Raw genomic sequence first — 13,947 nt, 5'->3', positions numbered from 1 at the left:
GGCATCGTTGTGCGATCCGGCGCTGACCCGGCGGCGGGCGGCGGGGCAGACTAGAGGCATGCCCGTCGTGACCGTGCTCCCCGACCGCCTCGAACTCCGCCTCACCGCGGCCGAGCGACTGCTCGCGTTCCACCGCAGCGACGTCGTCGTCGACCGGTCGAGCATCCGCTCGGCGACGGTCACCGAGGACCCCTGGATCTGGGTCCGGGGCATCCGCGCGCCGGGCACCGCGGTGCCGCTCACGCTCGCAGCCGGCACGTGGAAGTTCCACGGCGGCAAGGACTTCCTGCTGATCAAGCGCACCGCCTCGGCCGTCGTGATCGACCTGGTCGACGAGGACTACTCCCGCCTGATCGTGAGCACCAAGCACGCTCCCGAGCTGATCGCGGCCCTCCAGCTGGGGACGACGACCGCGGCGATCCCCGTGATCGAGACCGACGACCTCGTGATCGTCCCCGAGGTCGCCGAGCAGGCGGAGCGGGCCCAGGCGGCCGCCGCGGAGAAGCGCGCGAAGAAGAAGGCGAAGGCCGCGGAGGCCGCGGCCGTGGCCGCGGAGGCGGCGGGTCCGGCGACGGTGGTCGAGGGCCGGGAGGCGGCGAGCGGCGGGACCGCGGCGACCGCGGCGGCCGCGGCTCCGGAGGCGGACGGCGCCGGGGAGGACGTCGCGGCTCCGACGGAGTCAGCAGCGGGGGCCGCTCCGAAGAGCCCGAAGGTGACGCCGAAGGCCGCTCCGAAGACGAATGCTCGGACCGCCGCGAGCACGTCGGCCGGGTCCGGGGGTCCCGCGCCCGTGGACGTCATCGGCTCCGAGCCGATCGACTCCGCAGCTCCGGTGAAGCCCGCCGAGCCGAAGCCCGCGGAGCCGAAGCCCGCGGGATCGAAGCCCGCCGAGCCCGCCCCCGCGAAGCCGGCTCCGGCCGCTAAGCCCGCGCCGAAGCCCCGGACGCCGGCGAAACCCCGCGCCGCGCGCCCCGACTCCTCCGTCGGTCACGCGTCGGCCGAGCCGAGCGGCGCCACCGAGGCCGCGGAGTAGCGCACCGCCGCACGAGCAGCAGCCACGCAGCGCCGGCCGAGGCGCCCCGTCCTCCACGCTCGAGGCGGGTGGACGCCCTCCGCCGACGCCGTGCCCTCAGGCGCGGACGTCCACCAGCGTCCGACCGTGCGAGCGGCCGGCGAGCACGTCCTCGGCCGCGTCGACCGCCCCGTCGAGCGGCACCGTCGTCGTCAGCTCGTCGAGCAGCTCCAGGTCGAGGTCGTGGGCGAGGCGGCGCCAGGCCTCCTCGCGGAGCTTGCGCGGCGCCTCCACCGAGTTGATGCCGGCCAGCGTCACTCCGCGCAGGATGAACGGCATCACGCTCACCGGCAGGTCCGGCCCCTGCGCGAGACCACACGCCGCCACGGTGCCGCCCCACCGCGTCTGCGCGAGGGCGTTCGCGAGCGTGTGCGAGCCGGCGGAGTCCACCGCTCCCGCCCAGCGCTCGGACTGCAGCGGCTTCCCGCCCTCCTGCAGCTCGGCGCGGTCGATGACGTCGGAGGCGCCGAGGCGCTGGAGCAGAGCGCCGTGCTCGCCGAGCCGGCCCGTCGAGGCGACGACCTCGTGGCCCAGGCGAGCCAGGAGCGCGACGGCGAGCGACCCCACGCCTCCCGAGGCCCCCGTCACCAGGACGGGACCGCTGCCCGGCCGCACGCCGTGCCGCTCGAGCGCCAGCACGGCCAGCATCGCCGTGAAGCCCGCGGTGCCGATCGCTCCAGCCCGTGCCGCCGAGATCGCGCCGGGCAGCCGGAGCAGCGACGCGGAGTCGACACGGGCCCGCTCGGCGAGCCCGCCGTCGTGGCGCTCGCCGAGGCCGGCGCCGTTGAGCACCACCCGGTCGCCGGAGTCGAAGCGCTCGCCCGCCTCGCCGTCCGCGTACTCCACGGTGCCGACCAGGTCGATGCCGGCGACGAGCGGGGTGCGGCGCACGATCCCGGGCCGCCCCGCCAGCGCCAGGGCGTCCTTGTAGTTGACGCTCGAGTACTCGACGGCGATCGACACGTCGCCGTGCGAGCGGTCGGGGTCGTCGCGCTCGAGGAGGCGGGCTCGGTTGGGGGTGTCGGTGTCGGAGTCGGAGTGCCGCTCGACGACGATGGCTCGGTACATGGGCCCACGCTACGCCCGCGGGCCCGCGGCCGGGCGGTCAGTTCAGGGGCCGGGTGCCCTCGGGGAGCGATCCGCCGGAGTAGAGGGCGGCGGCCGCGTCCTGGAGCGCCGTCAGGGCGACGCGCTGCGTCCACGGACCGTAGGAGACGCGGGCCAGCCCGAGCTCCTCGAAGCGGGCGGGGGACTGGGATCCGGGGACGCCGATGACGCTGACGCGCTGCCGCCCGAGGGTGGCGACCAGGGACTCCAGCTCGGCGTCCTGGAGCAGCCCGGGGACGAAGAAGCAGGTGGCGCCGGCGTCGAGGTAGGCGCGGCCGCGCTCGACGGCGTCGGCCAGGACCTCGCCGCGGTCGCGGTCGCCGGCGCGGAGGAACACGTCCGTGCGGGCGTTGAGCGCGAAGGGCACCGCCTCCTCCTCGGCCGCGGCGACGGCCTTCTCGACCGCTCGCAGCGCCTCCGGGAGCGGCTTCGCCTGGTCCTCGAGGTTCGCGCCCACGACGCCGATCCCGATCGCGCGCCGGACCGTCTCGCCCGCGTCGCCGTAGCCCGCCTCGAGGTCGGCCGAGACCGGGACCTCGACGGCGGCGACGATGCGCTCGATCATGCCCAGGTGCAGCTCCAGCGGGATCCGCTCGCCGTCCTCGTAGCCGAACGCCGCGGCGATGGAGTGGCTGGCGGTCGCGAGCGCCCGGGTGTCCGGGAGCGCGGCGATCGTGGTCGCGCTGATCACGTCCCAGACGTTCACCACCTGCAGCAGCTCGGGGGCGGTGTGGAGGTCGACGAGGGTGCGCCCGCGCGCTTCGATGCTCATGGCACGAGCGTAGGGCCCGCGTGCGCGGCGCAGGCCGCCGCATCGCAGTCGGCGCAGACCACGAGCTGGGCGCGGCAGGAGAGGTCGGTGCAGTTGCGCATCCGGCTGGTCGGCGCGGCGCACGAGGTGCAGCGGCCCAGCACCTCGGCGTCGGGGGAGAAGGAGACGGAGCCGCGGCCGTCGAAGACGTACAGGGCCCCCTTCCACAGACCGCGGTCGCGCCGCGCCTCGGCGTAGCGGACGACGCCTCCGTCGAGCTGGTACACCTCGCCGAAGCCGCGCGCCGTCATCAGGCTCGACAGCACCTCGCAGCGGATGCCGCCGGTGCAGTACGTGACCACGGGCCGGCCCTTGAGGTGGTCGTAGACGCCGGCGTCGAGCTGCTCGACGAACTCGCGGGTGCTGGAGACTCCCGGCACGATCGCCCCCTCGAACCGGCCGATCTCGGCTTCGAAGGCGTTGCGGCCGTCGAAGAGCACCACGTCGTCGCGCTCGGCGACCAGGGCGTCCAGCTGGTCCGGGTCGAGCCGCGGCGCCGTCCCGACCACCCCGTCGGCGTCGACCCGCAGCTCGTCGGGCGCGCCGAACGAGACGATCTCGTCGCGCACCTTCACCGAGAGACCGGGGAAGTCGAGGCTGCGGCCAGCGTCGTCGAGCCCGGAGCCGTCGCTCCACTTCACCTCGAGCCCGCGGAAGGCCGAGTGCTCGCGGGTGCGGCGGACGTAGCGCTTCAGGGCGTCCATCCCGCCGCCCAGCGTGCCGTTCACCCCGTGCTCCGAGATCAGCAGGCGCCCGCGCAGGCCCAGCGACTCGCAGAGCTCGCGCTGCCACAGCCGCACGGACTCGGGGTCGGCCAGCGGCACGAAGCGGTAGAACAGCAGGATCTTCGGCAGCACCGGCACATCCTACGAGGACGTCCGGACCTGGTCGCGGCGTGTGGCAGCATCGTCGGGTGCCCGACGCCTCCGCCCCCGTGCCGCACTCCCGCCTCGAGGACGTCTTCGGTCTCGTCACCGGTGCGTTCGTCGTGTCGCTCGGCCTCTACCTGCTGCGCGCGAGCCAGGCGGTCACGGGCGGCACCGCGGGTCTCGCGCTGCTGCTGGGGTACCCGCTCGACATCCCGTTCGGCGTCATCCTCGTCACGGTCAACGTGCCGTTCCTCGCCCTCTCCCTGTGGAAGAAGGGCTGGCGGTTCACGCTGCGGACCATGTTCTCGATCGTGCTGGTCTCGGTCCTGGCGGGGCTGCACCCGCTGGCGTTCGGCGAGCTGCGGATCGAGCCCGTCTACGGCGTCCTCACGGGCGACGTGCTCGCGGGGATCGGCCTCCTGATCCTCTTCCGGCACGGGTCGAGCCTGGGCGGATTCAGCATCGTCGCCCTGATCGCGCAGGAGCGGCTCGGCTGGCGGGCGGGCTACGTGATGATGGCGCTCGACGCGTGCGTGGTCGCGGCCGCGCTGCTGGTGGTGCCTCCGCTGAACGTGCTGATCTCGGCGGCGGGAGTGGTGGTGCTCAACCTGGTCCTGGCGTTCAACCACCGGCCCGGGCGCTATCTCGGGTCCTGACCCCCTCCGCAAGCCCTTCGGCGCGCACCGCCGGGTTCCTAGGCTGAGGGCGCGGGCCCCCGCCCGCCCTTCCCGAACGGAGAAACCGGATGTCCGACTGGACCTACGACCCCTACGCCCGCCTCGGCGAGGTGCCGACCTTCGCGCTCGAGAGCGACGACATCGCCGACGGTGCGCCCCTGTCCGCCCGCCACTACGGCGAGGGCTCTGGCGGCGAGGACGTCTCGCCGCACCTGCGCTGGTCGGGAGCCCCCGCCGAGACGAAGAGCTTCGCCGTGACGGTGTTCGACCCCGACGCGCCCACCGGCTCCGGCTTCTGGCACTGGGCCGTCTACAACCTCCCGGCCGACACCACGGAGCTCCCGACGGGAGCCGGAGCCGCCGGCTTCGAGCTGCTCCCGGCGGGCGCGCAGACGCTGCCCAACGAGATGCGGCTGCGCCAGTTCGTCGGAGCGGCGCCGCCGGACCGCGAGCACCGCTACTTCTTCGTGGTGCACGCCCTCGACGTCGAGTCGCTCGACCTCGACCCGGAGTCGACGCCGGCGATCCTCGGCTTCAACGCGCACTTCCACACCCTCGCGCGGGCGCAGATCGTCGCCACGGCGACGCCGGACGGCGCGAAGGGCTGACCCGCTCCGCGGGGAGCGCGCGCTACCCGAAGAGGGTGCGCGCCTCCTCGTAGCGGGCGTCCGGGACCGTCTTGAGGGTGCCGAGCGCCTCGGCGAAGTCCACGTGGTAGATGTCGGTGCCGCGCAGGGCGACCATGCGGCCCCAGTGCTCGGCGACGACGGAGTCGATGGCGGCCATGCCCAGGCGGGTCGCGAGGACGCGGTCGAACGCGGTGGGCGTGCCTCCGCGCTGGATGTGGCCGAGCGTCGTGGCGCGGGTCTCGATGCCGGTGCGCTCCTCGATGAGCGGGGCCAGCAGCTCGCCGATGCCGCCGAGGCGGGGCCGGCCGAAGGCGTCGAGGCCGCGCTCGGAGTGGGCGTCGTCCATCGTGTCGAGCGAGAAGCCCTCGGCGACCACGACGAGCGGTGCGCGCCCGCGGTCCTGCGCGCTCTGCACCCACTCGACGATCTGGTCGAGGGAGGTGCGCTTCTCCGGGATGAGGATGACGTGGGCGCCCGCGGCCATGCCGGAGTGCAGGGCGATCCAGCCGACGTGGCGGCCCATGACCTCGGCGACCATGCAGCGGCCGTGCGAGTCGCCGGTGGTGCGGAGGCGGTCCATCGCGTCGGTCGCGATGCCGACGGCGGTGTCGAAGCCGAAGGTGTAGTCGGTGGCGCCGAGGTCGTTGTCGATGGTCTTCGGGACGCCGACGATCTTGAGGCCCGCGTCCGTGAGGCGCTTGGCCGCGGCCAGGGTGCCCTCGCCGCCGATCGCGATGATCGAGTCGATGCCGTTGCGGTCCATCATCTCGGCGATCTTCTCGGGGCCGCCGTTCTCGCCCTCGAAGGGGTTCGTCCGGCTGGTGCCGATGATCGTGCCGCCCTGCTTGGCGATGCCCTGGATCTCGGGGCGGCCCAGCGGCAGGAGGTCGCCGTCGACCACTCCGCGCCAGCCGTTCCGGAAGCCCACGAACTCCTGGTCGTAGACCTTGATGCCCTTGTAGACGGCACCGCGGATGACGGCGTTGAGGCCGGGGCAGTCGCCACCGGAGGTCAGGATCCCGATCTTCACCCGCTCAGGTTAGAGGACCCGGTGAACGGATGTGCACGCGGACGACGACGGGCCCCTCCTCGCCGCCTCGAGGAAGGGCCCGTCGTCGTGCTCGGTGCTGGTGGGACTAGGTCGTGACGAGCTCGCCGTTGACGCCGCGGGGGAAGAATCCGCCGGTGCGCGTCCCGGCCGCGGGGTTCAGGTACACGATGTTGAGGACCTGGCCCGGGGTGCGGCTGAATGCGATGGAGCTGCCGTCGGTCGGGACGATGTTCGCCTCGCCGTTGACCTTGACGCCCTGGTCGAGGTCGGTCTTGCCGTCGAGGCTGTCGCGAGCGTCGGAGAGCTTGTTCGCCGAGTCGGACAGGTCGGCGGCGTAGATCGCCGAGCGGATCGCGCCCGCGTGGTACGCCTCCACCGCGAGGATGCCGGCGGCCGCGTCGAGGTAGGTCTTCGACTGGATGAGCGGGGCGGCGCCCTTGTAGGCGGTCACTCCCACGTCCTCGAAGACGAAGGCGCCGAGCAGGAAGTTCGACTCGCTCGCGAACGGGTCGAACGACTGACCGGCCTTGATCAGCCCCGCCGCAACGGCGGCGGAGTTGAAGCTGTCCTTCAGGTTGATCGCCGGGCGGGCCACCTTCGCGGTGCCCAGCGCGGCCCGCAGGAACTTCACGTGGGCCTTCTCGTCGTTCGCGACCTCGGTGGCGAAGCTCTTCAGCCACGGGGTCTTGAAGTCGACGGGGCGGCCGCCGATGACGCCGCCGGGCGTGCCCTTGCCGGTCACGTCCGAGCCGCCGAGGCCGGTGCCGTAGACGGCGCGGAGGTAGAACTCGGCCTCGAGGTACTCGAGGTTCAGGGCGAAGTTGAGGATCGAGGCGTCGCTGGGGCCGCTGGCAGCGACCTCCTCGGCGGAGGCGGTGGGCGCGGCGAGGGCCGCGGCTCCGATGCCGAGGCCGGCGACGCCGGTGGCCTCGAAGAAGCGGCGACGGTCGAGAGCGGTCTCAGAGCTCTTGACGATCGCGTTGCGGATGAAGGTCGTGTCGAACATGTGCGCATCTCCAGTGATAGGCGGGTGCCGGGCGGCTGGAGCGCCGCCGCGACAGCGCGAAGCTACGCCCGGGATCGACCTGCTGACCAGTGGAAACGGGCGATCGGATCCGCGCATGTGTTCACGCCGTCTGAACCAATCCGCCGGGCGTGTCGCTCCGAACACGTCGTGGATGGGGGTTCTGCGGAGGAGCGTCCGATCCGGTGTCGGAGCCGCCGGTTAGCATCACTGCGTGTCGATCCCCGTCCCCGCTCCCGAGCCCTCCTGGGCGACGGTCTACGCGCCGTCGGAGCCGGTGAGCCTCGCGCTCACCCTCCGCACGCTGCTGCGGGGCTCGGGCGACCCGACCATGCTCCTCGACGCGTCCGGCTTCTGGCGGGCGTTCCGCACGCCGCTCGGCCCGGGCACGCTGCATCTGCGGCAGGCGGCGGACGGCGCGGTCCACGCGCGCGCCTGGGGCAGGGGAGCGGAGTGGCTGATCGACGCGGTCCCCGAGCTCCTCGGCCACGGCGACGACTGGAGCGGGCTCGACCTGTCGGCCCACGCGCCGCTCGCCGAGGTGCTCCGCCGCTCGTCGGGCCTGCGCCTCACGCGCGCGAACCTGGTGTTCGAGATGCTCGCGCCGTCGGTCCTCGAGCAGAAGGTCACGAGCACGGAGGCGTGGCGCGCCTACCGGGTGCTGGTGCGCCTCCACGGGGAGCCCGCCCCGGGGCCGGTCGCTCTGCACGTGGCTCCGAGCGCGCAGCAGTGGCGGCGCGTGCCCTCGTGGGACTGGCACCGCGCGGGAGTGGATCCGCGGCGCTCGCGGACCGTCCTCACCGCCGCGCTCGTCGCCTCCGGCCTCGAGCGGACCCTCGCGCTCGGGCGGGGCGGCGACGAGGTCGCCCGCCGGCTGCAGTCGGTGCCGGGGATCGGGCCGTGGACGGCGTCCGAGGTGATGATGCGCGCCCACGGCGATCCGGACGCGGTCAGCGTGGGCGACTACCACCTGGCCGCGGCCGTCGGCTTCGCGCTCACGGGCCGGCTCGGGGTCGACGACGACGGCATGCTCGAGCTCCTCGAGCCGTGGCGCGGGCACCGGCAGCGGGTCATCCGGCTGATCGGCTGCAGCGGAGCGAGGAAGCCGCGGCACGGCCCGCGGATGACCATCCAGGACCACCGCCGGCACTGATCCGCTCCTCCACAGGGGCGGCTCGCGGGCGAGTCGGCGCGACCACCGCGTCACGCCGCGTCCGGGCGGCGGGTCGGGCTTAGCCTCGGAGGATGCAGCAGTCGACGACCCCAGGTGTGCCCGGCAGCGACCCGGAGCGCGGGCCCGACGACGCGGCCGTGCGGAGCGGGGTCGACGCGACGGTCGGTGGTCGGACGCCGGAGGGCGGCACGGGGTCGGACGACGAGGTCGAGGTAGGTGAGGCCCGCGACTCCGGGAGCGGGGCCGAGGTCGAGCCGGCGCCGGAGTCCGCATCCGAGGACGTGCCCGAGCCTCGGGACGCGCAGGAGTCCGACGCTGAGGACGAGGCCGTGCGCGAGTCCGAGATCCAGGACGAGGACGAGGTCGTGCGCGACGCTCAGGACGAGGTCGTGCGCGGGCCCGACGCCGCGTCGGAGTCGGAGCTCGCCGCGCCCGCCCCCGCCGAGCCCGAGGTCGACGACCGCCCGATGATCGAGCGCGTCGAGTCCCTGGTCCGCCGCTGGATCGCGCGCAGCGGCGAGTTCCCGGTCGAGCCCGCCGCCCAGCGGCTCGCGGGCGTGCTCCAGGACCCGAACGGACTCGACTTCACCGTCGGGTTCGTCGACGGCGTCGCCCGGCCCGAGGACCTCTCGGTCGCGGCCGAGAACCTCGCGGCGCTCACCGCGAAGACGCCCGACTTCCTCCCCTCCTACCTGCGCGCCGCGATCAGCACCGGCGGCGCCGTCGGCCCCGTGCTGCCCTGGGTGGTCGTGCCCGCGGCCCGCCGGGTCCTCCGCCGCCTCGTCGGGCACCTCGTGGTCGACGCCTCGGAGGCCCGTCTCGGCGCGGCCGTCGCCGCGCTGCGCGAGGGCGGCGACCGGCTCAACCTCAACCTCCTCGGCGAGGCCGTGCTCGGCGAGCGCGAGGCCCGCCGGCGCCTCGAGGGGACCCTCCGCCTGCTCGAGCGGCCGGACGTCGACTACGTCAGCGTCAAGGTCTCGAGCGTCGTCAGCCAGCTGTCGATGTGGGCCTTCGAGGAGGAGGTCGACCGCGTCGTGGAGCGACTCACCCCGCTCTACCAGGCCGCCGCGTCCGGAGCCGACCCTACCTTCATCAACCTCGACATGGAGGAGTACCGCGACCTCGACCTGACGGTCGCCGTGTTCCGACGCCTCCTCGAGCAGCCGGGCATGCTCGACCTCGAGGCGGGCATCGTCCTGCAGGCCTACCTGCCCGACTCCGTCCGCGTGCTCGACGAGCTGACCGAGTGGGCGCAGGAGCGCCGGGCCCGCGGCGGAGCCCCGATCAAGGTGCGCGTCGTGAAGGGCGCGAACCTCGCGATGGAGCGGGTCGACGCGGCCCTGCACGACTGGCCGCTCGCGACCGTCGGCAGCAAGGTGGAGGCCGACACGAACTACAAGCGCCTGCTCGACCGGGCGCTGCGGCCGGAGCGCGTCGACGCGGTGCGCGTGGGCGTCGCCGGGCACAACCTCTTCGACCTCGCCTGGGCGTGGCTCACGGCGACCGAGCGCGGGGTGACCGGCGCGGTCGAGATCGAGATGCTGCTCGGGATGGCGACCGGGCAGGCGCGCGCCGTCCGCGAGGACGTGGGACGCCTCCTCCTCTACACGCCCGTCGTGCACCCGCACGAGTTCGACGTGGCGATCTCGTACCTCATCCGCCGGCTCGAGGAGAACAGCAGCCCCGAGAACTTCCTCTCGGCCGCGTTCCGCCTCGACGACGAGGAGGTTCTGCAGCGGGAGCTCGGCCGCTTCCGCGCCTCGCTCGAGGCCCTCGACGACTCCGTCCCGCCGCCGAATCGCACGCAGGACCGCCTGCGGGAGTGGTCCTCCGGCTCCGGCCGCCGCCTCGTGCAGGAGCACGCCCGCGCCGGCGAGCGGGCGCAGGACCCGGCCGCCGCTGGCCTGACGCAGGCCGTCCTCGGCCTCAGCCGCGGCTCCGGCGCCGCCGCCGCGACCGCGGGCTTCCACAACGAGCCCGACACCGACCCCGCCCTCCCCGGCAACCGCCGCTGGGCGCGCCTCATCACCGAGCGCATCGCCGGCTCGACCATCGGAGCGGGCGCGGCCGACGCCGCGCGCGTGAGCACCGAGGCGGAGCTCCAGGAGGTGCTGCGCACGGTGTCCCGCCGCGCGGAGCGCTGGGGCGAGCGCCTGGGCTACGACCGAGCGGCCGTGCTCGACCGCGCCGGCCTCGTCCTCGCCGCGAACCGCGACCGCCTGATCGAGGTGATGGCCTCCGAGACCGGCAAGACGATCGCCGAGGCCGACCCCGAGGTCTCCGAGGCCATCGACTTCGCCCACTACTACGCCACCCGCGCCCGCGAGCTCGACGCCGTCACCGGGGCCACCTTCGTCCCCGCGCGGGTCACCGTCGTCGCTCCGCCGTGGAACTTCCCGGTCGCCATCCCGGCCGGATCGATCCTCGCGGCGCTCGCCGCCGGCTCCGGAGTCGTGGTGAAGCCGGCGCCCCAGGCCCGCCGCTCGGCGGCTGTGCTCGTCGAGGCGCTCTGGGACGCGGGCGTCCCGCAGGAGCTCCTCGCCCTGGTCGACCTCGACGAGGAGGAGCTGGGGCGGGCGCTGATCACCGACCCCCTCGTGGACCGCGTGCTGCTCACCGGCTCCTACGAGACCGCCCGCCGCTTCCGCTCCTGGCGGCCCGACCTCGCACTGCAGGCCGAGACCAGCGGCAAGAACGCGATCATCGTCACTCCCCACGCCGACTACGACCTCGCCGTCGCCGACATCGTCCGCAGCGCCTTCGGGCACGCCGGCCAGAAGTGCTCCGCCGCCTCCCTGGTGATCCTGGTCGGGTCGGTCGCCCGCTCCAAGCGCTTCCGCGCCCAGCTGGTCGACGCCGTCACGTCGCTCCGCGTCGGCCGGCCCGACGACCCGTCGGCGGTGATGGGGCCGCTCATCGAGGAGCCCACCGGCAAGCTCCTGCACGCGCTCACCACGCTGGGCGGAGGCGAGTCGTGGCTCGTCGAGCCGCAGCGCCTCGACGAGAGCGGCACGCTCTGGTCCCCCGGGATCCGCGAGGGCGTCACCGAGGACAGCTACGTCCACCTCACCGAGTTCTTCGGCCCGGTGCTCGGGATCATGCACGCGGCGACCCTCGAGGACGCCGTCCGGATGCAGAACGGCACCGAGTACGGGCTCACGGCCGGGCTCCACTCCCTGCACGCCGACGAGCTCGCCCTCTGGATCGACTCGGTCGAGGCGGGCAACCTCTACGTCAACCGTGGCATCACCGGAGCGATCGTCCGGCGCCAGCCCTTCGGCGGCTGGAAGCGCTCGTCCGTCGGCGGCGGCGCGAAGGCGGGCGGGCCCAACCACCTCATCGGCCTCGGCTCCTGGAAGCCCTCGCCCGCGCGCTCCTCCTCGACGCTGCACCTGCGCGGCCTCGACGACCGCGCGCGTCAGTTCATCGAGGCGGCCCAGTCCTCGCTCCGGTTCGAGCAGTTCGACCTGCTCCGCCGCTCCGCCCTCTCCGACCAGCTCGCCTGGGCGACCGAATTCGGCGTCGTCACCGACATCTCGAAGGTCGGCGTCGAGCGGAACCTGTTCCGCTACCTCCGCGTGCCGATCGCGCTGCGCCTGGCCGACGGCGGCGACCTCGGAGAGCTCCTCCGCGTCATCGCCGCGGGCCTGCTGACCCGCTCCCGGATGGACATCTCCACGTCCCTCCCGCTCCCGCCGCGGGTCCAGGAGATGCTCGGCGGCGACGAGCTCGCCGAGATGGCGGGCCTCGTCCCGCGCATCGTCGCTGAGACCGACGCCCAGTGGCTCGAGCGCGCCGCGGCCGGCCGCATCACGGCGCCGCGCATCCGCATCATCGGCGACATCGTCTCCGACCGCGTCGACGGCTATGCGGGCCCGCAGGCCCCCGGCAGCCCGACGCACGGACAGCAGGCCGTCGTCCGCCGATCGTCCGACTCGACCGGCTCCTTCACCGACGTCGTCGCCGGCATGACCCGCGGCAGCACGGGCACGCCGGTCCCGCTCACCCGCGCCGACGGATCCCGCGTCCCCCTCGCGACCGCCCTCGCCGAAGCCCTCGGCGGCGCCCTCGACACCGCCGTCTACGCCGACCCGGTCACCCCCGCCGGCCGCGTCGAACTGCTGCCCTTCCTCCGCGAGCAGGCGATCTCGATCACGAACCACCGCTTCGGCAACCCGATCGATCTGAGCGACGACGTGCTGTGAGTTGGATTCCACGCCCGTCCCTGACGGGCGTGGCGCGGTCGGCTTCTCGACGGGGTGCGTTCTGAGGGGCGGGGGCGTTCGGCTACAGCGATCCGTTGGTACGCGGATCGCTGGTTCGCCTCGGGGGCGGTGCTTGCGGGGATGGTGTGGATCGGGCGTGGCGCGGTCGGCTTCTCGACGGGGTGCGTTCTGAGGGGCGGGGGCGTTCGGCTGCAGCGATCCGTTGGTACGCGGATCGCTGGTTCGCCTCGGGGGCGGTGCTTGCGGGGATGGTGGGATCAGGCTGGCGCGGGTCGGCCTCCCGACGGAGCCCCGGGACGCGGCTCGACGAAGCGCGGAGGGACTTACTTGTCGCGGCAAGTAGTGGGTAGGGTGGGGGGATGAGTGCGCCCGAGACACGCTGGCTGACGCCCGATCAGCTCGACGCCTGGCTGCGCTTCATCGCGGTCGTGGAACTGCTGCCGGGCGCCCTCGACACGCAGCTGCAGCGCGACGCGGGGCTCACGCACTTCGAGTACCTGACGCTGGCGATGCTGTCCGAGGCGCCCGACCGCGCCCTCCGGATGACCACGCTCGCCGCCCGCACCAACGCGACCCTGCCCCGGCTCTCGCACGTGGTGACCCGCCTCGTCGCCCGCGGCTACCTCGAGCGCCGCCCCTGCGCCTCCGACGGCCGCGCCACGAACGCGGTGCTCACCGACGCCGGCCTCCAGAAGATCGTCGACACGGCGCCCGGTCACGTCGCGACCGTTCTGGCCGACGTCATCGATCCGCTCGACGCCGAGCAGATCCCGCAGCTGGCCGACATCATGTCGCGCATGCTCGCCCGGCTCGACCCCGAGGGCAGGATGACGGTCGACGCCGTGCGCTCCTCGCTCGGAGACCCCGACACCCGCTCCTGCTGAGCGCGCCGACCCTCACTCCCGGGGCGGACCGGCCTCGGCCGCGGCCGGATCGGTGTACAGGGACTCCCGGACGTGGCCGTCAGGGTCCTCGAGGCCGCGCGCCCGCATGGAGCCGAGGTCCTGCACCGCGACCGGCTCGGCGCCGCCGGAGGCCTACCCGTTCCCGAGCACCTCGCCGACCTCCTCCCGGCTGCCGACGCTCACCGCGAAGAGGCCCTGCACCCGGGAGCGCGCGTCGATGATCTCCTTCGATCTGGAGGTCGAGAAGGAGGGGTGCGGGAGGAGCATCGCGGACACGTGCTCGGAGGCGACGGAGCAGGCGGCGTCGTCGCTGAACAGCGGACTCAGGGCTGAACAGAGGATCCAGGGTCCGGCCGAGCGCCGGGGAGAACGCCCTCGAGCGCTCCGGATCCGTGAACGGGA

The 13,947-nt window shown here is 73.9% G+C and carries 12 protein-coding genes; 6 read left to right on the top strand and 6 right to left on the bottom strand.

Annotation, left to right across the window (positions count from 1 at the left end; all coding sequences use genetic code 11):
- Nucleotides 1-58 precede the first annotated feature (58 nt).
- Nucleotides 59-1,033 (top strand): hypothetical protein, encoded by a 975-nt coding sequence (locus C5C59_RS17570; RefSeq protein ID WP_258062690.1) that lies wholly within the window; start codon nucleotides 59-61, stop codon nucleotides 1,031-1,033.
- A gap of 96 nt (nucleotides 1,034-1,129) precedes the next feature.
- Here C5C59_RS17570 and C5C59_RS09700 read toward each other — a convergent pair whose 3' ends face one another.
- Genes C5C59_RS09700 through C5C59_RS09690 form a run of 3 tightly spaced genes read right to left on the bottom strand, consistent with a single transcriptional unit; the run spans nucleotide 1,130 to nucleotide 3,847 of the window.
- Complete coding sequence (locus C5C59_RS09700) at nucleotides 1,130-2,140, bottom strand: MDR family oxidoreductase (protein ID WP_104237629.1); 1,011 nt, start codon at nucleotides 2,138-2,140, stop codon at nucleotides 1,130-1,132.
- 37 nt (nucleotides 2,141-2,177) lie between these two features.
- Complete coding sequence (locus C5C59_RS09695) at nucleotides 2,178-2,951, bottom strand: isocitrate lyase/phosphoenolpyruvate mutase family protein (RefSeq protein ID WP_104237630.1); 774 nt, start codon at nucleotides 2,949-2,951, stop codon at nucleotides 2,178-2,180.
- The gene (locus tag C5C59_RS09690; protein ID WP_104237631.1) at nucleotides 2,948-3,847 is read right to left on the bottom strand and encodes a rhodanese-related sulfurtransferase; all 900 of its coding nucleotides are present in this window, start codon (nucleotides 3,845-3,847) and stop codon (nucleotides 2,948-2,950) included. The genes C5C59_RS09695 and C5C59_RS09690 overlap by 4 nt, the downstream gene beginning before the upstream one ends.
- Before the next feature lie 56 nt (nucleotides 3,848-3,903).
- Here C5C59_RS09690 and C5C59_RS09685 point away from each other — a divergent pair, with 56 nt between their 5' ends.
- Together C5C59_RS09685 and C5C59_RS09680 are read left to right on the top strand one after the other, a co-directional pair.
- Nucleotides 3,904-4,515, top strand: a complete 612-nt coding sequence (locus C5C59_RS09685; protein WP_244230588.1) for a YitT family protein — start codon at nucleotides 3,904-3,906, stop codon at nucleotides 4,513-4,515.
- Nucleotides 4,516-4,604: 89 nt separating this feature from the next.
- On the top strand, nucleotides 4,605-5,144 hold the full coding sequence (locus C5C59_RS09680; RefSeq protein WP_104222867.1) for a YbhB/YbcL family Raf kinase inhibitor-like protein: 540 nt from the start codon (nucleotides 4,605-4,607) through the stop codon (nucleotides 5,142-5,144).
- A 22-nt stretch (nucleotides 5,145-5,166) separates the two neighbouring features.
- On the opposite strand, the gene C5C59_RS09675 is transcribed toward C5C59_RS09680, so the two are convergent.
- Together C5C59_RS09675 and C5C59_RS09670 are read right to left on the bottom strand one after the other, a co-directional pair.
- Nucleotides 5,167-6,195 carry a 6-phosphofructokinase gene (locus tag C5C59_RS09675; protein ID WP_104237632.1) on the bottom strand — a complete coding sequence of 343 codons (1,029 nt, stop codon included), beginning with the start codon at nucleotides 6,193-6,195 and terminating at the stop codon, nucleotides 5,167-5,169.
- A gap of 106 nt (nucleotides 6,196-6,301) precedes the next feature.
- Nucleotides 6,302-7,222 (bottom strand): ferritin-like domain-containing protein, encoded by a 921-nt coding sequence (locus tag C5C59_RS09670; protein ID WP_104237633.1) that lies wholly within the window; start codon nucleotides 7,220-7,222, stop codon nucleotides 6,302-6,304.
- Between the two features lie 232 nt (nucleotides 7,223-7,454).
- Between C5C59_RS09670 and C5C59_RS09665 the strand changes: the two genes are divergently transcribed.
- From C5C59_RS09665 to C5C59_RS09655, 3 genes are all read left to right on the top strand, one after another.
- Nucleotides 7,455-8,393: a DNA-3-methyladenine glycosylase gene (locus C5C59_RS09665; RefSeq protein WP_258062689.1), complete on the top strand. Its 939-nt coding sequence runs from the start codon at nucleotides 7,455-7,457 to the stop codon at nucleotides 8,391-8,393.
- A gap of 488 nt (nucleotides 8,394-8,881) precedes the next feature.
- Nucleotides 8,882-12,619, top strand: coding sequence for a proline dehydrogenase family protein (locus C5C59_RS09660; RefSeq protein ID WP_104237677.1), 3,738 nt, complete (start codon nucleotides 8,882-8,884; stop codon nucleotides 12,617-12,619).
- Nucleotides 12,620-12,999: 380 nt separating this feature from the next.
- On the top strand, nucleotides 13,000-13,524 hold the full coding sequence (locus tag C5C59_RS09655) for a MarR family winged helix-turn-helix transcriptional regulator (protein ID WP_104233099.1): 525 nt from the start codon (nucleotides 13,000-13,002) through the stop codon (nucleotides 13,522-13,524).
- A 153-nt stretch (nucleotides 13,525-13,677) separates the two neighbouring features.
- Here C5C59_RS09655 and C5C59_RS17240 read toward each other — a convergent pair whose 3' ends face one another.
- Nucleotides 13,678-13,821, bottom strand: coding sequence for a hypothetical protein (locus C5C59_RS17240; protein WP_181134870.1), 144 nt, complete (start codon nucleotides 13,819-13,821; stop codon nucleotides 13,678-13,680).
- Between the last annotated feature and the right edge of the window lie 126 nt (nucleotides 13,822-13,947).

The sequence above is a fragment of the Rathayibacter sp. AY1F4 genome (assembly GCF_002931775.1).
Lineage (GTDB): Bacteria > Actinomycetota > Actinomycetes > Actinomycetales > Microbacteriaceae > Rathayibacter.
This window is presented reverse-complemented; position numbering and strand designations above follow the sequence as displayed.

Bases quoted from the DNA above. Each gene is read 5' to 3' on its own strand.
- C5C59_RS09670 (WP_104237633.1), bottom strand. From the start codon at position 7,222: ATGTTCGACACGACCTTCATCCGCAACGCGATCGTCAAGAGCTCTGAG.
- C5C59_RS09700 (WP_104237629.1), bottom strand. From the start codon at position 2,140: ATGTACCGAGCCATCGTCGTCGAGCGGCACTCCGACTCCGACACCGAC.
- C5C59_RS09695 (WP_104237630.1), bottom strand. From the start codon at position 2,951: ATGAGCATCGAAGCGCGCGGGCGCACCCTCGTCGACCTCCACACCGCC.
- C5C59_RS17570 (WP_258062690.1), top strand. From the start codon at position 59: ATGCCCGTCGTGACCGTGCTCCCCGACCGCCTCGAACTCCGCCTCACC.
- C5C59_RS09655 (WP_104233099.1), top strand. From the start codon at position 13,000: ATGAGTGCGCCCGAGACACGCTGGCTGACGCCCGATCAGCTCGACGCC.
- C5C59_RS09660 (WP_104237677.1), top strand. From the start codon at position 8,882: ATGATCGAGCGCGTCGAGTCCCTGGTCCGCCGCTGGATCGCGCGCAGC.
- C5C59_RS09680 (WP_104222867.1), top strand. From the start codon at position 4,605: ATGTCCGACTGGACCTACGACCCCTACGCCCGCCTCGGCGAGGTGCCG.